The following is a 20,304-nucleotide window of genomic DNA, read 5'->3' on the forward strand; positions in this document are numbered from 1 at the left end:
CCTATTCCCATTTCTTTTTTTCAGCTTACAGTGTCATTCCGTCTTGAATAAATCCATATGAACCTTCATAACCGCCTTCTTGATTTTCCGTCCTGACTGGGGTCCCAGGCAAGGTCTGTGAATGTCTTCCGGAAAAAAAATGGCGAACATGCCGGGGCGCATGGACAGCAGCACTTCATCTTCCTCGGGAGAATACAGCGCGTAATCCTCATCCTCATGGTAGGGATCAAGAGGCTGAAGGCCCTCTCGCAGCGGCGACCAGCCGATGACCTCCTCCCCTTCGAACAGGTAATGGATGTCGGCATAGGCTTCGTGCTTCTCTGCAGGTTGAATGTCTGCCGGCTTGATCTCCGGCTCCATGATGTTCACATACATCCTGTCTTCCTGCACCTCAATCCGCCCTGCTGAGACGGGAGCGCTCACAATGGCTTGCAGGGCCTTCAATGCCTCCGAAACCATGCTGTTTCCATAGATGCCTGAATCTTTCAAAGCTGACAGCGAACCCAGAATCATCGTACATTCTCCTTGATTTATGGACTTGTCACAGCAGCTTTTCGCTGACCGCCGCGGCTGTGCTTTCCTTGTTGGCGACGGATTCTTGATGCGTTCTCTTGAAATATTCCACGTAGAGCACGTCCAGCAGATAGAGCTGAGAAATTTTTGCGGACAGAGAGCCCCCTTGCAGCGGTCCTTCATTAGCGCCGCAGAGCAGCGTTAGATCGGAATGGGAAGTCAACGGAGACTTGACGAACCTTGTAATGGAAATCACCTTAGCCCCGCGGCTTTTAGCTTTCTTGGCAACCTCGATCGTATCCTTCGTTGACCCCGAATAGGAGATAATGACGGCAACATCGCGATCGCTCATCAGCGCGGCCGACATCATCTGAAGATGAGAGTCCATCGAGCATTCCGTCTTGTTCGTGATGCGCATAAATTTGTTCTTGGCCTCCATTGCTGTAATCAGAGAAGAGCCTACGCCAAAGAACAATATGCGGTCCGCTGTCGTCAACAAGTCTATGGCCTGATCAATCTTTCCGGTATCAATCAGGGTGAACGTTTCGTTAAGCGCGCTGATGTTGGTGGATAGCACTTTGGACGCCACCTGCTCGATAGTATCATTCATCATGATCTGATCGGTCAGCTGCGGAATTTCGTTCTCGACTGTAATCGTATGCGCCAGCGCGATCTTGAACTCCTGGTAGCCCGTATAGCTCAAAGACTTGCAGAATCTGAAAATACTTGATTCTCCGACGCCGCATTCATCCGCAAGATCGGTTATCGACATGTAGACAACCTGCCTGGAATGCTCCAGGACGTAGTCCGCCACTTTTTTCTCCGATTTCGTCAGGCTGTTATACAAGGAGTGAATGGATGAGAAGATGCTGATTGTCCGCAAAAAAATCGCCTCCTTTTCAAACTGGAATCATTTAAGAAATAATGAGGCTGCTCCGAGCAGACCGGCTTTATTCCCCAGCGATGCTTTGATCAGCTTAACTCCGGAGAAGCTATCCATAATTAAGGACCGGGTTCGTTCCTCCACCAGTTGGACCAAGTCTGCCCGCTCCATAATACCTCCCCCCAGCACGATAGCCGCAGGATTGAAGATGTGGATCAGCGAGGCCAATCCGGCAGCTGCCTCATCGGCCCAGGACAGCAGAGCCCGGCGAAGCCGCTCGTCTCCTCCGTCTATTTTGCTGAACAGGATCTTGCCGTCGATACATTCTGGGTCGATCATTGCAGCGAGTCTTACCAGCGCCGTGGCGGAGGCGTAGTGTTCATAATAGGGAAGTCCATTCTCTCGCCGCTTCCCGGTCACCGGACGGGTCAGCATATGACCGAACTCCGCCGCTACCCCGCCAGCGCCTTTATAGATACGGCGGTCTGCGACAATCGCACCCCCGATGCCCGTACCGAATGTCAGGCACAGATAATGATCAAGTGACTCAGCCGCACCATAACGCCCTTCCCCGAGGGCTGCCGCGTTGACGTCGTTCTCCACCTTGACCGGTATGTGAAAACGCCGCTCCGCGATCTCCTTGATCCGAAGTCCGGTATATCCTGGTATATTTTCGTTGGCATACACGATGAATCCTTCTTCGGCGTTCACTTGGCCCGCTGTACTTATGGCAATAGCGTCAAAATCTCGGTATTCGGCGAGCTTGTCAAGCACGTTTGCGAATATTACGGGGCCTCCCCTGCGGCTCTCCGTGGGAAATTCCCGGAACTCGCTTACCGTTCCATTCTCGTCGCAGATGGCCGTCTTGATGTTAGTTCCGCCGATATCCGCCGCCGCAATTCTCATGTTTCCTCCGCCTTCCTTACTGAATAGCTTGCACAAATCTCTTGGTGATCTCCAGCGGTCTCGTTATCGCAGACCCGACAACCGCTGAGAACACGCCCAGCTCGAACATGGTCTTCAGCTCTTCAGGCGTTGAGATCCCGCCCTCGGCAATCACCGGTACGGAAATCGAAGCTGTGATTTGTTTGATGAGGTCAAAATCCGGCAGATGGCGTCCCTTCGTCTCGTCGGTATATCCGCTTAACGTCGTTCCGATGAGATCGAACCCGAGCTTCTCAGCCTGAACGGCTTCCTCGTAGGTGGAGCAGTCCGCCATAAACAGCTGATCCTTATATGTCTCTCTAATTGCGGGGAACAGCTCGGCAATCGTTCCGCCCCCGGGTCTGATCCGGCTCGTCGCATCCATCGCAATGATATCCACACCCTCACGGCAGAGTGCTTCCACTTCCTTGAGCGTCGGGGTAATGAACACACCGGACCCGTCGTATACCTGTTTGATAATCCCGATGATGGGAAGATCGACTTGCTGTTTAATTTCTCTGATGTCCTCCACGCTGTTCGCACGGATTCCGGACGCGCCGCCAAGATAGGCGGCATATGCCATCCGCCCCATAATAAACGGACTGTGAAGCGGTTCTTCCGGCAGCGCCTGGCTGGAGACAATCAGTTTATGCTCTATCTTTTTAAGAACGGGATTTTCGATATTCATTGTAGTGGACAACTCCATGTTAGTATTCACTCCTTCACCGCTCCTGCCGTTATGCCGTTGGTGAAAAAGCGCTGGAACAGCAGGAACACGAGCAGCATCGGAATCGCAGCAATCGTAGCTCCAGCCATCTTGTAGGCGAAATTGGGGTTCAGGTCCTGCATCAAGGTGGCGGTTCCCACCATCAGCGTCTTCATGTTCTTCTCCTGCCCGATGACAAGCTGCCACAGATAATCATTCCAAACCTGAACAAAATTCAGAATGAACAATGCTCCGATGCCGGGCTTGACGATCGGCAGCATGATCTGCGTGAAGATTCTCCACTCGCTGGCGCCGTCGATCCTCCCCGCTTCTCTCAGCGCATTGGGAGCCGTATCGAAAAAGCCTTTCAGCATGAACACGCCAAAAGCGGCGGCCACATTCGGCCAGATCATTCCGCCATAGCTGTTGACCAGACCGAACTGCTGCGTTATGCGGAACAGCGGGACAATCATAATTTCTTTGGGGATCATCAGACTGGAAATAAAAATTAGATAAATGATGTTTCTGCCTTTGAAATTAATCTTGGAGAACGCGTAGGCCGCCATGGACCCGATCACAATAACCACGATCGTAGACAGTCCCGACACATACACGCTGTTAAACGTCCATCTCAGCGCAGGCTGATTCTTGAATACATCCGCATAGTTGGAAAATGTAATGGAAGAAGGCCACCAGTCGGGAGGCATCTTCACGACATCCGAGCTGTTTTTAAGCGAGCTGGTGAACAGCCAATATAAAGGAAACAGGTTGAGAACAGCGAAGACAATGATCACTATATTCGAAATGAGATCGAACTTCTCCATTCTCTTCTTCTTGTCAGGTTTCGTCATGCGGTTCTCCCCTTACTTCGCTTTGATCATGGTCTTGAGCTGGGGTACCGACAACAGCAGCGTGATGACGAACATGATGACCCCCACCGCCGAAGCGACGCCGAGCTGGTTGTACTTGAACGCGTTGTTGTACAGATAGTACATCAGCGTAACGGAGGAATTGTTCGGTCCGCCGCCGGTCAGCAGCTGGATGACCACAAATATTTTCAGTACGGCAATGATATTGATGATGGTGATATAGGTCGTGGTCGGCTGGACGGAAGGAATCAGAATCTTCGTGATGACATGCCATCTGCTCGCTCCATCTACCTCCGCGGCTTCAAACAGCTCCTTGGAGACACCGATCATGGATGCAATATACAGAATAATCGCCTGGCCCACATTCGTCGCAAAAGTAACGAAGATAATCACCGGCATAACCGTTGTTTTGTTGCCCAGGAGGTTGATATTTCCGAAGCCCGCTTCCCGGTAAAAGTATGAAATCAACCCATTCGCCGGATTGAGCAAAAAGCTCCAGACCATGCTCATCACGACCATGGACACCATTACCGGAACATAATAGCTTCCCCTGATAAAAGAGACATAGCGGGCGTTTTTGTCGAATACCGCCGAAGCGACGAACATCGCGAAGACCACGGTAAGCAGAACGATAAAGACCACGAACACCACCGTATTGAAGACGGCTTTAAAAAATACCGGATCGTCAAACAGCGTCACATAATTGCTCAGCCCAACAAACTTCTCGTTCTGGTAATTGATCTGGTACAGACTGAGCCTCATGCCTTCCAGGATCGGATAGACCAGGAAGATCAGAAAGACAATCATCTGCGGCAAAATGAACAGATAGCCGGTTACCGATTCTTTAAAAAAATTGCTGCGCAGCTTCATAGTGATTACCTTTCCGGTTAACGGCTCCAGCCGGTCCATAGAACTGAAGCCGCCAACCTTGGTGATGTCTACCGTTTTATTTTTGATAGATTACAGAACTGGCCTTGTTCGTCTCGATAATCTTGTTGCCTTCAGTTTGATAGTCCTGAACGAATTGTTCCGGCGTCTTGGCTCCCATATAGAGCGCCTGAAGTCCAGGGTACAAAATTTCTCTCAGCTGGCTGTAACCCGGAACGTTGCCTGTAAAGTTGAACAAATACTTGGAGTTGGCATCATAGGCGGCAAAGAGCGGGTTCTCGCTCTTGAGCGCTTCCGCAACGGAAGTTCTGACCGGAATGCCATTCTTGGAGGACTTAACCAGCTCCTCATCGGTGGAGAAGAATTTAACGAAGTCCTTGGCAACTTCCACTTTCTTCGCGTCGCCCGACTGGAACACGCTCGCGCCGACTACATAAGTGAAGGACAGCGGATCGCCGCTCTCGGACGGAACATTGGCCAGACGCACGTCGAATTTCGGCGCTGTGCCGTCCGCCATATTGGCCTTCATGTTATTGAACAACACTGGGTTGGTGAAGCTGATCGCCAGCTGCTGATTCTGGAACATGCCGTTGGCATCATTGGAGGATACGGATTCCGCACCAGGGTTCGTATATCCGCCGTCGTACAGTTTCTTCAGCCACTGCGCGGCCTTAACCCCATTCGCATCGTTCAGAACAATATTGCCATTGTCATCGAAGAACTTGTTGCCGAACATTCTCAGGTAAGCCAGATTCCAGGTGTCGCCCTGGTTGTTAACGGCATACAGAGCCATCGGGTACGCATTGGAATAAGTCGTCTTGGGCAGATTATTCTTCAGACCGTCCAGAATTTTCTGGTAATCATCCATCGTCCACGTCTTGATCTCCGATTCGCCGCCGATATACGATTCCAGGCCAGCCGCCTTGAACATATCCGCGTTATAGACGAGCGTCCCCGGATTATGCTGGAACGGGTAGAAATAGATGTCTTTGCCGAATGTCACGGCATCCCAATAGCTTTGGGCGATGTCGCTCTTCGCTTTGTCATCCACGATATCGGTGAGCGGCACCAGCGCTCCGCGGTGAACATAATCGCCCATCGGGAACACACTTTCGAAGAAAACGTCCGGCGGCGTGTTGCTGCTCAGATTCACGTTCAGCAGCTGGTCGCGCTGATCTGCGGCGATGACTTCAACTTTGATGTCCGCATCATACTTGTCGTACTGGGCTTTAAATTTCTCGGCCGCGTATTTAAAGAAGCTGTCGTAATCCGCTCCTTCCTCCGAAGCATCCAGTACGCCCTTCCACTGGGGAGTCAGCCATACCTTGATCGACACTTTTTCCTTGCCCGAACCGGCGTTATTTCCGCTGTTCGCCGTCTTGCTTCCTTCCGTTCCTCCGGAGCATCCGGAAATCAAGGCAACGATCACCATCAGCACAAGCATTACCGACACCAAACGTTTTTTGTTCAATTTACAATCCTCCTTATAATCAAAAAACCAAAGTATAGTTTCATGGTTGTTACATGAATTTATCTCAATGACAGTACCGTGCTATCGCCTTATCAATCAACTGCATAATGTCACGGATCGGAGCCGCATCCTCTGCGGTCACTTGCTGGAAAGGAGCCCGGACGCCGCCGATATTTACGCCTCTCAGTTTCAGAATATCCTTGATTCCCGCATACATCGCTCCGTTCAGGGAGCAGAGGGCAATAATAATGTCGTTGATATCGCTCTGGAGCTGTCCCGCTTCCTCCAGTCTACCCGCTTCCACGAAGAAGCCTGCTTGAAGGAACAGTTCAGGCATAACCGCATAGGTTCCGCCGATTCCGGCGTCGGCTCCCATCAATCTTCCCGCCACATATTGCTCATCCGGGCCATTGAAGACGACAACATTCCGTCCGCCGATTCTCTTGAATCTTTCAATATCCATTGTCGGCATGGAAGAATTCTTGACACCGATCACTTTCGGATTGGCAAGCAGCTTCTCGAACATGGAAGGAGTCAACGTATAACCCGTAGTCTGCGGAATGTTATAGATAATGAAGCTTAAGTCTGTGGCCTCCATAATGTCCGTCCAGTATTGATAGACGGCGCTGTCGGGAAGCTTGTAGTAAATGGGCGGAATCGCAGATAACGCGTCATATCCTAGCTCTGCCGCGTGTTTCGCGAGCTCGATGCTGTCCCGGGTAGAGGGCGCGCCCACATGCGCGATCAGCGTCATTTTCCCTTTAAGATACCGGGCAGCGTAAGTCAGCACCTCTTTGCGTTCATCCAGACTGTGATAGATACACTCTCCCGAGCTGCCTCCTACATAGACCCCTTGAACCCGCTTCTCAACCAAATAATCGCATAAAGCCTTGGTCCGGGTTTCGGAAATGCTTCCTTCGTCATCATAGCAGGCATAAAAAGCCGGGATGATTCCGCGAAATTTGTCGAGCGTCATCATGTTGAATCCCCCTTTGTTAATTATTCTTACATAACCAAAATATCATCTGCAGGATCTTTTGTAAATTATTTTTTTTATTTTTTTTAAAATAAAATATTTTTCCACCATTCTTTCTTTTATTTTGGAAATCCCCTTTCAAAAAGGTTGTGCGGATTCAGCGCAAATATACGATCCGATGCCTATTTCATAAAAATAAAAAAAGCCTTCCTCCCGCAGGAAAAAGGCTTGGCCGAAATATAAGTTCTGTCGGAGCCAGTCCACAAATCAGCCGGTCCGCCATTTCATAAAGACACGGTCCAGCACATCGACGATGAGAAACAGAATAAAACCAACCAGGCTGAAGAGCAGAATGCCCGCATACATCTGCGGATAATCGAGCCGCTGCCAGGCATCCATGATGAAATAGCCCATCCCGTGCTCCGTCCCGTAAATTTCGGTGAAGAACAGCACCGAGATTGCGGTGCCGAGCGAAACCCGGATCGTGCTCAGTATTACGGAGAGGGCGCCCGGAAGCGTTACGTTCCGGAATTTATGCAGGGGCGAAGCCCCGATGCTGGTCAGCACCTCGTAGGTTCCGGACGGTATCGCCTTGACCCCGTCGCGTACGGATATGATGATCTGGAAGATCAGAATCAGCATGATCATCAGGATTTTGGACCACTCGCCCAGACCGAAGAGGAGCATGACAACCGGCAGCAGCGCGATCTTCGGGATCGGATAGGTCAAGTACACCACCGGGTCCAGAACCCGGTTCCAGAAGAGGGAGCGGCCCATGAGCAGGCCAATCAACAGGCCGAGGACTAGCGCAAGCACCAGGCCCGCGAATACCCGGTACAGGCTGTAGCCGATGTTCAGCCAGACAGCTCCCGGACTGAGCGAGAACATGGCGGCATAGACGGGGGCGGGACCGGGAAGAATCGGCATATCGACCAGTACGGATAGCACGTACCAGACCAGATGAAGGCCGATCAGCACAGACAGGAGTCTGAGCGCAGATGCCATTCGGTTCTTCTTCACCATTTCGTCCGCATCACCTTCCGGATATACCTTGTCTGCTCGAAGAAAGCGTCGCTGTCCCGCTTGTCCTCATCGTTCAGCATAAACACGGGATTGTCCACAATCTCCGGCTCCCCGCTCGCGCCCGGAATCATGACGACAATCTTCTGTCCCAGGAGAACCGCCTCCTCCACGTCATGCGTGACGAAGAGCGCAGTGATCCTGCGGGTCCGCCAGTTCTCGAGGAACACCTGCTGCAGCGCTTCGCGCGTCATGGCGTCCAGCGCCGAGAACGGCTCGTCCAGCAGCATGATCTCCGGCTGCAGGGCGAAGGCCCGGGCGACGGCGGCCCGCTGCTGCTGGCCGCCGCTCAGCGAGAGCGGATAGCGCCCCGACAGCCCGGCGATGCCCATCGTCTGGAGCTCGCGGGCAATCCGCTCCTCCCGCTCCTGCTTCCGGCCCCGCCCCGGAAGCGTCACAGCAAGCGCCGCGCGAAGATTCGCGGCGACGGTCTTCCAGGGCAGCAGGCCGTAATTCTGGGGAACCAGCCCGATGAGCGGTTCCCTTCCGGCAGCGCGCTGCCCATTGTAGGTGATCTCCCCCTCATAGCGGGGGAGAAGCCCGGCGACGGCGCGGAGCAGCGTCGTCTTGCCGCATCCCGACGGCCCGACCAGGGTGTACAGGCCGTGCTCCGGGATGCGGAGATCGACGGGCCCGAGCGCAGCAGGGCCGTCATGGTAGCGGACGGTCAGCCCCGCAAGGCGCAGACCGTCCTCAGTTCTTGAACTGGACATCGGAGATCACATCCTCCGGGGTCAGATCCTTCGTCAGCAGGCCTTTCTCCTTGGCCCAGGCGAAGGCTTCCTCGACCTGCTTCGGATCGACCTGCGCGGCGGAGGTATACGCCGGAACCTTGATTTTGTCCTTCAGGTCTTCAGGGTAGCCGACCGTCTTGATGATCGTGTCGATGTAGTCGCTCTGATCATGCGATTTCATATAATCAACGGCTTCGTCATAGGCTGCATACATCGCCCGGATCGCCTCCGGCTTCGCGTCGATCGCCTTCTGCGGGATCGCCAGTACGAACGGATTGATGCCCGCGGTCACCGTAGAGCCGAGGTTGCGGAGTCCAGCGGTCTCGCCCATCGTGACATAAGGCTCCGGCAGAATGGCCGCATCCGACTTCTTGTTCTTCAGCAGCTCCAGCCGGGTCGGAATCTGCGGCACCTCGGTGACCTTGATATCGTCTTCGGTGAGCCCAGCCTGGTTCAGCATGGTAGCCACCGTGTATTCGGTGGACGTATTTTTGGACAGGATCAGGCTCTTGCCCTTCAGGTCCTTGACCTCCTTGACATCATCGCTGCCCGTCAGCAGATCGAACTCGCCGAAGGTGCTGCTGGCGATTTTGACATCAAGTCCCGCATTATTGTAGATAGCCACCGCAATCAGATCGGCGCTTAGCGCATCGAGCTTCCCTGCTTGAAAGGCCGCGTCGCGGTCCTTGGCGCTCTTGAAGGTCTGGATATCCAGATTGACGCCGTGCTCGGTGTCAAAGCCCTGCTCATGCGCGATGATAAAAGGAATCTCATCAATGGACGGCAGCATTCCCATCGACAAAACCGTGGCTTCGGCAGGCTTCGCAGAGCTCCCAGGAGCAGCCGTAGCGCTGCCTGCATTCTCGCCGCCGCCGTTTCCCGAGCCACAGGCGGAGAGCAGCGATCCCGTCAGCGCAAGCGCAGCCAGGGTCAGTATGTATTTTCGGCCAGCAGATGATGCGTTGTTTCTTGTCTTGAAGTTGTTCATATGTTCAGCAATCCTCCGTCATCCAAGTATGGTTCAAATGCCCGTTCAGGCTCAAATAATGCCATTTTACACCCGGTCTCTCATTTTGTATATTTTTAAATTTGATTGACATAGAGACAGCCCGGCATTTTCGGCCTCCATTTCACTGTTTGATGAGCTTCCTAAGAAGCTAATTCACACTGTCCTCTCAAAAAAGACATAATTCTCTCCAATACGCACAAACCTTGATGAATTCACATTTTCTCCTCAATTTTTGTCTCTTCCCCGCGGACACACCCCTTTAAAAGCTCACGTAATATGTTATAATGAAAACGTAGCCAAAGGGAATAAAATTCGATCCATCGTCCAAGGAGGATGAAGGAAATGCTGACAGGACTCAAAGAACTGAAGAACCGACTCACCGGAACACGGCAGCCGTGGATACCCACGGAAGGGGAAGATTACTGGAAGATCGAATACGGCGCAGAGCGTCTGCTGCACAATCCGCAGCCCCGGAGCCCGCTGACTTATGAGCAGGAGGCCCGGATCAAGACGGTCAAATACCATTGACAGACTGCGGTCCTTGAACCACCTATTCATGAACCGCTTTCCATAAACCGACTGCACAACAACAAACCACAGCACAAGCCGCAGAGCACCGAACCTGTTTCGGTGTCCTGCGGTTTTTTACTATATAGCATCATCCCACTGGGCAAACAAAAAACCTCCTCTCGGCCATCGGCCAAAAGAAGGCTTTACGCGCAACGCGGGCTCGCTAAATCTTGAGTTCGCCGAGCTTGATCAGCTCTACAACTGCTTGAGAACGGCCTTTTACATTGAGCTTCTGCATAACATTGGAAATGTGGTTTGAAGTACACCCAAATGCAGGGAGGGAGGAACTAATAAATATCGCTAGTGCCTTGATGTTGGGGCTACTTTACAGGACGAGTTGAGTATAATTCCATTTCCTTCATATCCACGATGAATCCGTATGTTTTCAAAATATCCAGACCGAGCAAGCCTTTATGAGTCTTGGGGAGAATGCCGACATCAACTTCCACATGTTCAATTTTTAATGTATCAATGACAATTTGATCCATGACTTTGGTGTAAAAAGGCACCGTACCGCCTATGCCATACGCTTCGTATACAGGGTCGCCGTTTTCATACGTGACCCCGATTTCTTCCAACATGTCAGGACTGAAAATCGTATGAGACGAACCCGTATCTATAATGATATCTGTCATCGTCAAGCTTCTCCCGCGATAGCAGAGCGTTATTGAAGCAGTCAGGAGTTGCCCATCATAAGTTAACTTCACGAGTTCCGTCTCACTCTCATTAGAGGATCTCTGCGTAGATGAACGATGCATTCCTCATTGGAGGTATGATAGACAAGACATCCAGCTTCCGCATTGAAAAACTCCCTATTGGCATCCTTCTCAGCAACTGCTCGAATCGGCGCCACATCCGTAATGACTTTCTTATCGTCTTCCTCGTGGAAGTCAATTATGGAAAGCAAAACAAATTGGTCGGGAAACAACTCTCTGACTTGCTGCCACTGCATCGTTTATCCCTCCAGTTTAAATCAAGATTTTATTATCATAAGTTTATTTTATCACTCTTCAGCCGTTGCTGCATTTGACTTGAAAATTTGATTCAGCCCCTCATTTGCTTTTTTTAATAAATCTCCACACAACAAAAAACCTCCTCTCGGCCACTGGCCAAAAGAAGGCTTTACGCGCAACGCGGGCTCGCTAAATCTTGAGTTCGCCGAGCTTGATCAGCTCTACAACTGCTTGAGAACGGCCTTTTACATTGAGCTTCTGCATAACATTGGAAATGTGGTTGCGCACTGTTTTTTCGCTGATGAACAGCATGCCTGCGATGTCCCGCGTCGTTTTGTCTTGAACAAGAAGCTCGAACACTTCACGTTCTCGATGAGTCAGCAAAAATTTGCTGGGATGTTCGTTCCCCTTCATGGTGGTGTCACCCCTCCTTGCCCGGGATTGTTTGGTCTAACAAGGTAAAGGGATACAGTCAAACCATACTATGAACGGGAGGATTCAATGGTGCGGTAGCGCCCGCAAAATGGGCGCGGAGATGACCGCGTTTCCGAAATCCGGTTATGTGGGCTGCCGGGGATTCCAACTTCCTTCATCTTTATTAGATGAGGGCTTTGCCATTTGGATCGATCAATGGACTCCAATACACTATTTGGGGAAATTCATCCGAAAAAGGCTGCTGGAAGATGGCATAAGCGCGGTTCCCGTTTTCCCAAAAAATGAAAAACAGCGTACGAGCGAGATAATGGGCCGATAAACGTCAACATATATGCGTTTAGCCACTCTATCTCATTTACTCCACCCAAATTAACCGAAACTTGCCATTGCACCTCCCTTTTCCTTTTTTACAAAAACAGCCCCGAAAGAGTATGATTCGTTTTGAAAGTTATTCATGAAAAATTACATGAACGCTGAATTCCCGGCGCACGGGAAACGGGGGAACCACCAGGCGAAAGCCTACTTGGGGTGAATCCTTGGGAGACTATAGAAGTGCGGTCTCACAGGGTAGGGCGACTCTCACCGTCCGAATCCGACAGCTAACCTCGCAAGCGTATAGAGAGAGCCCGATCCGCCACGCTTTTGCGCCAGGTTTGTTCAAGCCTGTACCGGAGCCGCAGCAGAGGTCTTCCTCTGCTGCGGCTTTTTGTTGTACCCGCACAAGCTCATTTCGGGGGAGTAAATGATTCGAGACTGATGGAATTGGAATTCTGAGGAGGAAAAGCTGAAATGGATCAGCGCAGTCTGTCACGTATTGAGGTGTTTGTATTCAAAGCTCCTTGGCCCGCCTTTTGCGGCCCGGAATCGTCCGGTAACTCCTGCTGCGGCATTCTCAAGCTGACCTGCAAGGCAGGATACAGCTGGGCCCAGGGTGTATTGTGCGCAGATCATAAGGAAATTGACTTGATGAAATGGAGCGGCTTCCTGCACACCATCCGTCATTGCCGACTGGATGAAGCCATCGAGATCGTCCGGCGCCTGAGCCCGGAATGGGAACAGACACAGCGGGAGATGGTACAGATGGCTCTGCTGGATTTAAAAGCGAAGCTGCAGGGAAAAGTGCTGTCCACGCATATCCAGACAGACTTGCGTCTTCGTGCAGCTGCCGCAGGCAACGGCTTATTAAGTCCGGGGCAGATGTATTATAAGCCCTCGCGAAGCCTGAAGCACCAGCAGAGCTGGACGGAGCTGGACATGGCAGAGCTCATCGACAAATCCATCGCTTATTACTCGATATTATAGATTTCATATTCAGAGAGGACCGTGAGATCATGCCTGACCCCTTACCCCATCGGCCGCCTTCTTCAGCCGGGTACGCGAAGTATGTTCAGAAATACAGCGGAAGCGTCTATGCACTCAGCAAACTGCTGCTCGGGCAGGGAACCGAGGCGGAGGAAGCAACGGTGAAGACCTTCGCAGCGCTCCATGAGTCTTACCTGCAGCATCGCCTAGACCCGCTTGCCTTCCCCCTTGATGCTTACCGTGAGTGCATCCAGCAATGCGTCCGGCTAATACAAGCCCACAAGCCCGGTTGTGCAAATATGCCGACCTGGGAAAACCGGCTTGTTCTAGCACTTCGCTACGGGTTGCAGCTTCCCCTGCCCGAAATCAGCGCCATTCTCCAGCAAAGTGTACCCACCCTTAAGGCGCAGCTCAGACAGATACGCGAACAAATGGCTGCACAGGAGAGCTTCTTGCTGCCGAAATCCGGCTTAACCGCCGGGTGAAGACCGTGGTCTAACAAGAGAGCCTATGACTGCGGCCTCTATAAAATCATTATTTTGCAGACAACCGTGCTGTGGCATCCTGCCGCAGCTCTTTTTAGTTTGGCATTCTTATTACAGGCGTCAATCACACTTGCGCTGAGCCTTACGATATTTCCGGCTTGGAAAGACAGCCGTAAGTTCAATACGCAGTTGGCAGCTCCGAGCTTCTACAATCGCGTAATGGGTAGTTATGCCACCTCTGGAACGTTCGATAGTCTGAAATTGCTGCCCCTTTTGCCACGCGCCATATTGGTGAACACAGATGATGGCGGTATCAATCATTCACCATATTTCCGGATGCTTCTATAGTTTGAAGACACGTCCTAGTATTTTTTTTAGATTTTAAAATAGAGTTAATTCAAATTTGATATTGACATCGATTTACTAGCCCGCTATGATAAGTGCAGTTTAGGTGATAATGATTATCATTTACATTATACATTATACATTATACATAAGGGGTGTTTGACGTGAAATACCGTTATACCGTTCCCGCAGGTCTTCTTGCGGCCACGATTCTGCTATCGGGATGCTCGGAAGGGGGCGGAGATGCCGTTAAGACGGCAGAGGCTTCAACAGTTCCTTCAGCAGTTCCTTCTTCTTCCCCATCGACTTCGCCAGCCGCCTCCCAGGCGGATTTCACTTCCGCAATCACACAATACCGCGAGTACGTGATCGCCGAATGCGATGAATTCGTCAAGCAGACGGAAGCCTTCGTTCAGGCTGTTAAAGCCGGCAAGCTGGATGAAGCGAAGAAGCTGTACGCGCCCGCGCGGATGCACTATGAACGAATCGAACCGATCGCCGAAGCGCTCGGTGATCTCGATCCGAATATCGACGCCCGGGAAGGGGATGTGGAGGACAACGAATGGCGGGGATTCCACCGGATTGAGAAGTTGCTGTGGCAGGACGGCAAAACCGCCGGAGCGGAGGAATACGCCGACCGTCTACTGAGCGATGCCCAGCTTCTCCGGGCCAAGGTCGAAATGGCAAGCATCGACGCCTCGCTCCTCGTTACGGGCGCAGTCGAGCTGCTTAATGAGGTATCCACCTCCAAGGTGACCGGCGAAGAGGAGCGGTATTCCCATACCGACCTGTACGATTTCGCAGCGAACGTGGAGGGTGCGGAGAAAATCTACGAGCTGCTGAAGCCCCAGCTGGAGCAGCAGGACCCGGAACTGAGCAAGACGATCGGCGAACGCTTCAAGGCGCTGTACAACGAGCTTGCTCCCTTCAAGCAGGGCGATGGCTACGCCTCTTACACGCTGCTGAAGCAGGACGAGGTCCGCAAGCTGAGCCAGAACCTCGATGCGCTGGCTGAGCCGCTGTCCAATATGGGCACGATTCTTGGAGTGTGAGACCGATGAAATCGAATCGTCACGAACCGGCACATCAAGACTCCGGCAGACAAGAACAAGATATCGAACAGCCTTCTTCGGGCTCAAAAATCAGCCGCCGCGACATGCTGCGGCTGACCGGCGCTTCCGGACTCGGCCTGCTGCTGGGCGGCGGAGCCGTGGGCGGACTGCTCGCAGGTCATTCGGCAAAAGGAACATCATCCGCCGATACCGCTGCCGGCGGCAATGAATTTCCGTTCTACGGCGAGCACCAGGCGGGTATCGTAACTCCGGCCCAGAACTTTATCTGCTTCGCTTCCTTCGATGTGACTTCGGATAAAATCGCCAGCCTCAGGAGCCTGCTGAAGTCATGGACGGAAGCGGCGGATGCCCTGATCTCGGGAACGCTGATCGGCAGTGCTAATGATCGTCCGAATCTTCCCCCGTCCGATACCGGGGAAGCCGACGGACTGGCACCCTCACGGCTGACGCTGACCTTCGGCGCCGGCCCTTCCCTGTTTGACGGCCGCTTCGGCCTGTCAGGCAGCAAGCCCGCCGGATTTCAGGATCTGCCGGTCTTCCGGGGCGATCAGCTCGACCCGAAGTGGTGCGGCGGGGACTTATGCGTGCAGGCATGCGCCGACGATCTGCAGGTCGCCTTCCATGCGATCCGCAACCTGGCCCGGATTGCCCGGGGCACAGCTGTCCTCCGCTGGACCCAGGAAGGCTTCCAGCGCACAGGAGCGGCCGACCCGAAAGGCGGAACCCCGCGCAATCTGCTCGGCTTCAAGGACGGCACGGGCAACCCGGATACACAGGACGCTTCTATCATGAACGAGGTGGTCTGGGCTGGCAGTGAAGCGCCCGCCTGGCTGAACGGCGGAACCTATATGGCGGTCCGCCGCGCTCGGATGCGGATCGAGGTCTGGGACCGCTCCTCGCTCAGCGACCAGGAGGCGACCTTCGGCCGTCACCGGGCCAGCGGCGCTCCGATTGGATCGAAGAACGAGTTCGATACGCTTGATCCGTCCGCAACAGACAGCGGAGGCCGGCCGTTGATTCCGGCCGATTCGCATGCCGCGATCGCCCACGGCGACGGCTCCGTGAAGATGCTGCGCCGCTCCTATTCCTACTCGAGCGGCCTTGACAACATAACCGGCCAGCTTGATGCCGGGCTGCTCTTCATCAGCTTCCAGCGGGATCTTCAGAAGCAGTTCGTCGAGACCCAGAAGAAGCTGGCCGCCAATGACCGCCTGAACGAATACATCACCAATATGGGAAGCGCCGTATTCGCCTGCTTCCCCGGAACCCGGCAGGGAGGCTACATCGGCCAGAACCTGCTGGGCTGACCTTGACCGGGATGACTAATTATAGAAGTAATTCATTGAAGGGGGCTTACCGGATGACAACCGAACAGCTAAGCGGGATGAGTCCCAAGCGCAAGCGCTGGCTCCCGCTTCTCGCTGCGGGAGCGCTGCTGCTCGCGCTCTGCGTGCAGCAGCCTTCCTCCGCTGCGGCAGCGGCAGCGGACAAGACCGACGCGCTGCTGCCGCCTGTCGGCAGCGCGCTCGTAGAGGCGGGAAGCGGCCGCTGGAGCGAAGCCGCAGCCGATACCGAAGCCTTCGCCGCGCTATGGCGCGAGGCGAAGGCAGCGGAGGCGGACCCGGACCTTGCGGGTCCGGCCGCCCAGGTCGACGCCGCGCTCGCGGAGGCGTCAAAGGCGCTGCAGGCGGGCGGCGGAGCGCCCGCCAAGGCTGCACTGTCCACGCTCGCAGGAGCCGTGGACGCGTATGTGACCGCCGCCTCCGCAGACGGCGGTCAGGGCATCGCTGCCGGACCGGAGGCGGCGGCGAAGCTGCTCCCCGCGGCGGAGCGCGCGCGGGAAGCGGTGGGCCGGGCCGATTGGGAGGCGGCCCGGGCGGCGTACGGCGACATCGCCAAGAGCTGGACGGCCGCAGAGCAGGCCGTCAGGCAGGGCAATGCCGCCCTGTATGGACAGCTTGAGACGAAGATGAGTCTCTTGCGGATTGCGCTGCAAGCGGAGCCCGTCCGGGCTGACGCGGCGAAGACCCAGGCCGAGGCGCTGTACGCTCTGCTGAATGATTACAGCGCCGGACGGACAACTGCGGCAAATGCTGACAGCGGCAGCACGAAGGCTCCGACCATCGACAGCCTGATCGCCAGTCTCGAGAAGGCGAAGAAAGCTGTTCAAGGTAACGACGCAGCAGCGGCAGCAGCTGTTATGGAGTCCTTTATCACAGACTGGCCTTCGGCCGAGGGCAAAGTCCAGGTCGCGTCTCCATCCGCTTATACCTATATCGAGAATGAGAGCGCGGCAGCAGCTGGCTATCTGGAATCCTCTCCGCCGAAGCTGGAGAAGGCCGCCCAGTCCATCGACGGCATGCTGTCGAAGCTGACGCCGCTGGCGGGTGAAAGCTCCTATACCGCCTGGGATGCGGCGCTTGTGCTGCTGCGCGAGGGCATGGAGGCCGTGCTCGTACTGGCAGCGCTGCTCGCTTATCTGAAGCGGAGCGAGAGCCCGCAAGCCCGCAAATGGGTATGGAGCGGCGCAGTCAGCGGACTGATCCTCAGCCTTGCGCTTGCTGCGGGGCTGACCTATGCCGTGTCGCTGGCATCGGCCGGCGGAACGCGGGAAACCATCGAGGGCATCACAGGGCTCGCCGCCGTCGTCATGATGCTGTTCGTCAGCCGCTGGCTGCACGCGAAATCAAACACGCAGGCGTGGAACCGGTATGTCGGCCGTCAGGTTGAAGGCGCGCTGGCCAAGGGCAATCTCTGGTCGCTCTTTCTGATCTCTGCTCTGGCCATTCTGCGCGAAGGTGCGGAGACAACGATCTTCTATGCCGGCATGGCGCCTTCCATGCAGCCCTCACAGCTGCTGACCGGCATCGCGGGCGCACTCGCGGTTCTGGTGCTGGCCGCTTACGCCGTTATCACGCTAAGCGCGAAGCTGCCGCTCGGCCTGTTCTTCAGAACCGCCTCGCTGCTGATCTATTTCCTGATCTTCCGCTTCCTCGGTGAGAGCATTCATGCCCTTCAGGTCGCCGGGAGCCTGCCGGCGCACTCATCGGAATCGCTGCCGTCCATAAGCGGCCTTGGTCTGTATCCCACCTGGGAGAGTCAGCTGCCGCAAGCAGTCCTGCTGCTTGCGCTGCTCTTCGGCTTCCTGCGCAGCCGGCTGTCCTCCGCTCCGCGCGCGGCGGAGTAGCCGGTCGTGCTTTGACGCGATCAGGAATTGAATTGGTCAGACATTGCATCAACCAGATTTGTGCCGGATGCCGGGAGCATCATTGGCCTGGCATTCCCGCATTTCCTTTTCTCAAGCAAAACAGCTGCAGACCAAGGTTCTTTTGGAACCTGGCTGCAGCTGTATTTTTAACTGTAGAATATTGTTGGGTAGGTCTTCAGCAGGCTTGAACAAACGCCCGGAACAGCTCCAGACTGCAGTCATCCGAGCGGTAGCTGAATTCGGGATGCCACTGGACGGCAAGCACGAATTTCCGGTCCGGAAGCACAACGGCTTCGACGAGCCCATCCTCCGCCAGCCCGACGGCAAGCAGCTCGGTGGACAGCTTCTTGATTCCCTGATGATGATAGCTGTTGACGTCCAGCGTTTCTTTGCGAACAATTTCATGCAGCGGATTTCCCTGTTCAACGTAGATTTTATGCACAGGCTGGTCATACGGAGGCTTCTGCACATGCCGGATCTCCGTCTCCGTTCTCCGCTGGGAGGGAAGGTCCTGATATAGCGTCCCGCCGAGCAGAACATTGAACAGCTGAAGCCCGCGGCAAATGCCGAAAGCAGGCTTGTCCAGCTCCAGAATGTCCGCGAACAGCTGCCGCTCCATCTCATCCCTCTCATTTGATACTTCGCCGCATACCTCCAGCTTATCCTCGCCGTACAGAGATGGCTGCACATCCTGTCCGCCGGTAAACAGAAAGCCATCGAACGTCTCGGCCAATCTCCGAATAGAGTCCCTGTCCGCTGTCAGCGGCAGCATAACCGGGAGCCCGCCCGCTTCTTCTATGCCCTTCATATAATCCGGAAGCATCCAGTAGCTGTTTCTCCCCGCGTCCATCAAAGGCAGGACGCCGATCATCGGTTGTTGTGCCATGGTGTTCTCCTCTCTGTCTCCTCTTGCCTGACATTAAAATCACTGCCGCCCGCACAACTCCGACGAACCAGTCTTCCCGGTTAGGCCCGGGTATGAGGTTCCAGCCAATGCGCGGGCATGTCCAGCCGGGACGGCAGCTTCGTGCTGCGGCTGCCCTGCGCCGCATTAAGCTGCGCCTGCGTCAAATAAATGCCGCCGGTCAGGTCGGCGCCGCTTAAATCCGCGTCCCGCAAATCGGCGCCGATCCATTCGGCGTACCGGAGATCGGCATTCCGAAGGTCCGCCGCAATCAGCAGCCTTCCGCGCAAATTGACCCCCGGCAGGTCGGCTCCCCTTAAATGCGCGCCGATCCAATCCATCCCTTTGGGCGTCCGGTGTCCGGCATTTCTTCCGCCTCTCTTGGCAGGGGCCTGGGCGCGCACAAGAGCGCCCGCCTTCAGCAGCCACTCATTCACTTCCGAACGATGGCTCTGAACATCCAGACCCTGCACCTCCTCCGCACTCTTCCCGGTAAGCCTCACGGTCTTCTCCAGCATCTCCCGGAGACCCTGATGAACCGGGCCTGCGGCGTCCGCTTGCAGAGCATCATCGAGATAATAGAGCATTTCATGAAGCTGCTGCATCACGGGAAATACCCGGAACATCCTCTCTCTCAGCTCCGGCTGCGCTCTCCAGTCCTCTCCGGCGAAGGTATGCTGCGATACCTGCTGCCCGGCTCCGAAGCAGTCGTATACCGTGCAGCCCTTCATCCCCTTGGCTCGCAGTCCGGCATGAACGCCGCACCGGAAATCGTTATTGAGATTCAGACAGGGATCGCCACCCGCCTTGTCAAAGGCAAAATCGGCCGAACGGGCAAAGGGCAGCGCGACGCAGCACAGGCCGAAGCAGCTGGCGCAGTCGGCAGTCCATTCACTTTTGACTGCCGCATTAAGTTCAGTCATTGTTGCACTTCCTTCTATAACTATGGACTCTGTCGATCTTTCAATAGAATACC

At 54.4% G+C, this 20,304-nt stretch carries 22 protein-coding genes, 1 pseudogene and 1 riboswitch; of the genes and pseudogenes, 6 read left to right on the forward strand and 17 right to left on the reverse strand.

Annotated elements, in window-relative coordinates; translation table 11 throughout:
- Positions 1-33 precede the first annotated feature (33 nt).
- The 11 genes from KIH86_RS07905 to KIH86_RS07955 all read right to left on the reverse strand — a co-directional run bounded on the left by KIH86_RS07905 (position 34) and on the right by KIH86_RS07955 (position 10,032).
- The gene (locus tag KIH86_RS07905) at positions 34-513 is read right to left on the reverse strand and encodes a YhcH/YjgK/YiaL family protein (protein WP_223083029.1); all 480 of its coding nucleotides are present in this window, start codon (positions 511-513) and stop codon (positions 34-36) included.
- 28 nt (positions 514-541) lie between these two features.
- Positions 542-1,396 (reverse strand): MurR/RpiR family transcriptional regulator, encoded by an 855-nt coding sequence (locus KIH86_RS07910; protein ID WP_223083030.1) that lies wholly within the window; start codon positions 1,394-1,396, stop codon positions 542-544.
- Between the two features lie 27 nt (positions 1,397-1,423).
- On the reverse strand, positions 1,424-2,302 hold the full coding sequence (locus KIH86_RS07915; protein WP_223083031.1) for an ROK family protein: 879 nt from the start codon (positions 2,300-2,302) through the stop codon (positions 1,424-1,426).
- A gap of 16 nt (positions 2,303-2,318) precedes the next feature.
- Positions 2,319-3,008 (reverse strand): N-acetylmannosamine-6-phosphate 2-epimerase, encoded by a 690-nt coding sequence (locus tag KIH86_RS07920; RefSeq protein WP_223083286.1) that lies wholly within the window; start codon positions 3,006-3,008, stop codon positions 2,319-2,321.
- 26 nt (positions 3,009-3,034) lie between these two features.
- On the reverse strand, positions 3,035-3,877 hold the full coding sequence (locus KIH86_RS07925) for a carbohydrate ABC transporter permease (protein WP_223083032.1): 843 nt from the start codon (positions 3,875-3,877) through the stop codon (positions 3,035-3,037).
- Between the two features lie 12 nt (positions 3,878-3,889).
- Positions 3,890-4,804: a carbohydrate ABC transporter permease gene (locus tag KIH86_RS07930; RefSeq protein ID WP_235775312.1), complete on the reverse strand. Its 915-nt coding sequence runs from the start codon at positions 4,802-4,804 to the stop codon at positions 3,890-3,892.
- Positions 4,805-4,841: 37 nt separating this feature from the next.
- Positions 4,842-6,254: an ABC transporter substrate-binding protein gene (locus KIH86_RS07935; RefSeq protein ID WP_223083033.1), complete on the reverse strand. Its 1,413-nt coding sequence runs from the start codon at positions 6,252-6,254 to the stop codon at positions 4,842-4,844.
- 64 nt (positions 6,255-6,318) lie between these two features.
- A complete protein-coding gene (locus tag KIH86_RS07940) occupies positions 6,319-7,233 on the reverse strand; it encodes a dihydrodipicolinate synthase family protein (protein ID WP_235775313.1) in 915 nt (304 codons plus the stop codon).
- Between the two features lie 264 nt (positions 7,234-7,497).
- Positions 7,498-8,253, reverse strand: coding sequence for an ABC transporter permease (locus tag KIH86_RS07945; RefSeq protein ID WP_223083034.1), 756 nt, complete (start codon positions 8,251-8,253; stop codon positions 7,498-7,500).
- The gene (locus KIH86_RS07950; protein WP_223083035.1) at positions 8,247-9,023 is read right to left on the reverse strand and encodes an ABC transporter ATP-binding protein; all 777 of its coding nucleotides are present in this window, start codon (positions 9,021-9,023) and stop codon (positions 8,247-8,249) included. Before KIH86_RS07950 ends, KIH86_RS07945 begins: the two co-directional genes overlap by 7 nt.
- The gene (locus tag KIH86_RS07955; RefSeq protein WP_223083036.1) at positions 9,004-10,032 is read right to left on the reverse strand and encodes an ABC transporter substrate-binding protein; all 1,029 of its coding nucleotides are present in this window, start codon (positions 10,030-10,032) and stop codon (positions 9,004-9,006) included. Before KIH86_RS07955 ends, KIH86_RS07950 begins: the two co-directional genes overlap by 20 nt.
- A 363-nt stretch (positions 10,033-10,395) precedes the next feature.
- On the opposite strand from KIH86_RS07955, the gene KIH86_RS07960 reads away from it, so the two are divergent.
- Positions 10,396-10,581 carry a hypothetical protein gene (locus KIH86_RS07960; RefSeq protein ID WP_223083037.1) on the forward strand — a complete coding sequence of 62 codons (186 nt, stop codon included), beginning with the start codon at positions 10,396-10,398 and terminating at the stop codon, positions 10,579-10,581.
- A gap of 205 nt (positions 10,582-10,786) precedes the next feature.
- Here KIH86_RS07960 and KIH86_RS07965 read toward each other — a convergent pair.
- The 4 genes and pseudogenes from KIH86_RS07965 to KIH86_RS07980 all read right to left on the reverse strand — a co-directional run.
- Positions 10,787-10,879: pseudogene (locus tag KIH86_RS07965) on the reverse strand (LuxR C-terminal-related transcriptional regulator); the annotation flags it as partial.
- 64 nt (positions 10,880-10,943) lie between these two features.
- Positions 10,944-11,258 (reverse strand): retropepsin-like aspartic protease, encoded by a 315-nt coding sequence (locus KIH86_RS07970; protein WP_316503173.1) that lies wholly within the window; start codon positions 11,256-11,258, stop codon positions 10,944-10,946.
- 68 nt (positions 11,259-11,326) lie between these two features.
- The gene (locus KIH86_RS07975) at positions 11,327-11,575 is read right to left on the reverse strand and encodes a hypothetical protein (protein ID WP_223083039.1); all 249 of its coding nucleotides are present in this window, start codon (positions 11,573-11,575) and stop codon (positions 11,327-11,329) included.
- A 190-nt stretch (positions 11,576-11,765) separates the two neighbouring features.
- Entirely contained in the window at positions 11,766-11,990 is a 225-nt protein-coding gene (locus tag KIH86_RS07980; RefSeq protein WP_038698140.1) for a helix-turn-helix domain-containing protein, read from the reverse strand.
- Positions 11,991-12,472: 482 nt separating this feature from the next.
- A riboswitch (cyclic di-AMP (ydaO/yuaA leader) is annotated at positions 12,473-12,641 on the forward strand.
- A 159-nt stretch (positions 12,642-12,800) separates the two neighbouring features.
- Between KIH86_RS07980 and KIH86_RS07985 the strand changes: the two genes are divergently transcribed.
- The 5 genes from KIH86_RS07985 to KIH86_RS08005 all read left to right on the forward strand — a co-directional run bounded on the left by KIH86_RS07985 (position 12,801) and on the right by KIH86_RS08005 (position 18,403).
- Entirely contained in the window at positions 12,801-13,313 is a 513-nt protein-coding gene (locus KIH86_RS07985; protein ID WP_223083040.1) for a hypothetical protein, read from the forward strand.
- A 29-nt stretch (positions 13,314-13,342) separates the two neighbouring features.
- Complete coding sequence (locus tag KIH86_RS07990) at positions 13,343-13,798, forward strand: RNA polymerase sigma factor (RefSeq protein WP_223083041.1); 456 nt, start codon at positions 13,343-13,345, stop codon at positions 13,796-13,798.
- Between the two features lie 509 nt (positions 13,799-14,307).
- On the forward strand, positions 14,308-15,195 hold the full coding sequence (gene efeO / locus KIH86_RS07995; RefSeq protein ID WP_223083042.1) for an iron uptake system protein EfeO: 888 nt from the start codon (positions 14,308-14,310) through the stop codon (positions 15,193-15,195).
- Positions 15,196-15,200: 5 nt separating this feature from the next.
- Positions 15,201-16,523, forward strand: a complete 1,323-nt coding sequence (efeB, locus tag KIH86_RS08000) for an iron uptake transporter deferrochelatase/peroxidase subunit (RefSeq protein ID WP_223083043.1) — start codon at positions 15,201-15,203, stop codon at positions 16,521-16,523.
- A gap of 53 nt (positions 16,524-16,576) precedes the next feature.
- Entirely contained in the window at positions 16,577-18,403 is a 1,827-nt protein-coding gene (locus KIH86_RS08005; RefSeq protein ID WP_235775314.1) for an FTR1 family iron permease, read from the forward strand.
- A 196-nt stretch (positions 18,404-18,599) separates the two neighbouring features.
- On the opposite strand, the gene KIH86_RS08010 is transcribed toward KIH86_RS08005, so the two are convergent.
- Positions 18,600-19,310 carry a gamma-glutamyl-gamma-aminobutyrate hydrolase family protein gene (locus KIH86_RS08010; protein WP_223083044.1) on the reverse strand — a complete coding sequence of 237 codons (711 nt, stop codon included), beginning with the start codon at positions 19,308-19,310 and terminating at the stop codon, positions 18,600-18,602.
- Positions 19,311-19,390: 80 nt separating this feature from the next.
- Positions 19,391-20,251, reverse strand: a complete 861-nt coding sequence (locus tag KIH86_RS08015) for a pentapeptide repeat-containing protein (protein ID WP_223083045.1) — start codon at positions 20,249-20,251, stop codon at positions 19,391-19,393.
- Positions 20,252-20,304: the final 53 nt, after the last annotated feature.

Source organism: Paenibacillus sinensis, from assembly GCF_019904155.1.
In the GTDB taxonomy this organism is placed as follows: Bacteria; Bacillota; Bacilli; order Paenibacillales; family Paenibacillaceae; genus Paenibacillus_AQ; species Paenibacillus_AQ sinensis.

Bases quoted from the DNA above. Each gene is read 5' to 3' on its own strand.
- KIH86_RS07915 (WP_223083031.1), bottom strand. From the start codon at position 2,302: ATGAGAATTGCGGCGGCGGATATCGGCGGAACTAACATCAAGACGGCC.
- KIH86_RS07970 (WP_316503173.1), bottom strand. From the start codon at position 11,258: ATGACAGATATCATTATAGATACGGGTTCGTCTCATACGATTTTCAGT.
- KIH86_RS08005 (WP_235775314.1), top strand. From the start codon at position 16,577: ATGACAACCGAACAGCTAAGCGGGATGAGTCCCAAGCGCAAGCGCTGG.
- KIH86_RS08015 (WP_223083045.1), bottom strand. From the start codon at position 20,251: ATGACTGAACTTAATGCGGCAGTCAAAAGTGAATGGACTGCCGACTGC.
- KIH86_RS07985 (WP_223083040.1), top strand. From the start codon at position 12,801: ATGGATCAGCGCAGTCTGTCACGTATTGAGGTGTTTGTATTCAAAGCT.
- KIH86_RS07920 (WP_223083286.1), bottom strand. From the start codon at position 3,008: ATGAATATCGAAAATCCCGTTCTTAAAAAGATAGAGCATAAACTGATT.
- KIH86_RS07950 (WP_223083035.1), bottom strand. From the start codon at position 9,023: ATGTCCAGTTCAAGAACTGAGGACGGTCTGCGCCTTGCGGGGCTGACC.
- KIH86_RS08010 (WP_223083044.1), bottom strand. From the start codon at position 19,310: ATGGCACAACAACCGATGATCGGCGTCCTGCCTTTGATGGACGCGGGG.
- KIH86_RS07960 (WP_223083037.1), top strand. From the start codon at position 10,396: ATGCTGACAGGACTCAAAGAACTGAAGAACCGACTCACCGGAACACGG.
- KIH86_RS07955 (WP_223083036.1), bottom strand. From the start codon at position 10,032: ATGAACAACTTCAAGACAAGAAACAACGCATCATCTGCTGGCCGAAAA.
- KIH86_RS07975 (WP_223083039.1), bottom strand. From the start codon at position 11,575: ATGCAGTGGCAGCAAGTCAGAGAGTTGTTTCCCGACCAATTTGTTTTG.
- KIH86_RS07905 (WP_223083029.1), bottom strand. From the start codon at position 513: ATGATTCTGGGTTCGCTGTCAGCTTTGAAAGATTCAGGCATCTATGGA.
- KIH86_RS07930 (WP_235775312.1), bottom strand. From the start codon at position 4,804: ATGGACCGGCTGGAGCCGTTAACCGGAAAGGTAATCACTATGAAGCTG.
- KIH86_RS07940 (WP_235775313.1), bottom strand. From the start codon at position 7,233: ATGATGACGCTCGACAAATTTCGCGGAATCATCCCGGCTTTTTATGCC.
- KIH86_RS07945 (WP_223083034.1), bottom strand. From the start codon at position 8,253: ATGGTGAAGAAGAACCGAATGGCATCTGCGCTCAGACTCCTGTCTGTG.
- KIH86_RS07980 (WP_038698140.1), bottom strand. From the start codon at position 11,990: ATGAAGGGGAACGAACATCCCAGCAAATTTTTGCTGACTCATCGAGAA.
- KIH86_RS07925 (WP_223083032.1), bottom strand. From the start codon at position 3,877: ATGACGAAACCTGACAAGAAGAAGAGAATGGAGAAGTTCGATCTCATT.
- efeB (WP_223083043.1), top strand. From the start codon at position 15,201: ATGAAATCGAATCGTCACGAACCGGCACATCAAGACTCCGGCAGACAA.
- KIH86_RS07990 (WP_223083041.1), top strand. From the start codon at position 13,343: ATGCCTGACCCCTTACCCCATCGGCCGCCTTCTTCAGCCGGGTACGCG.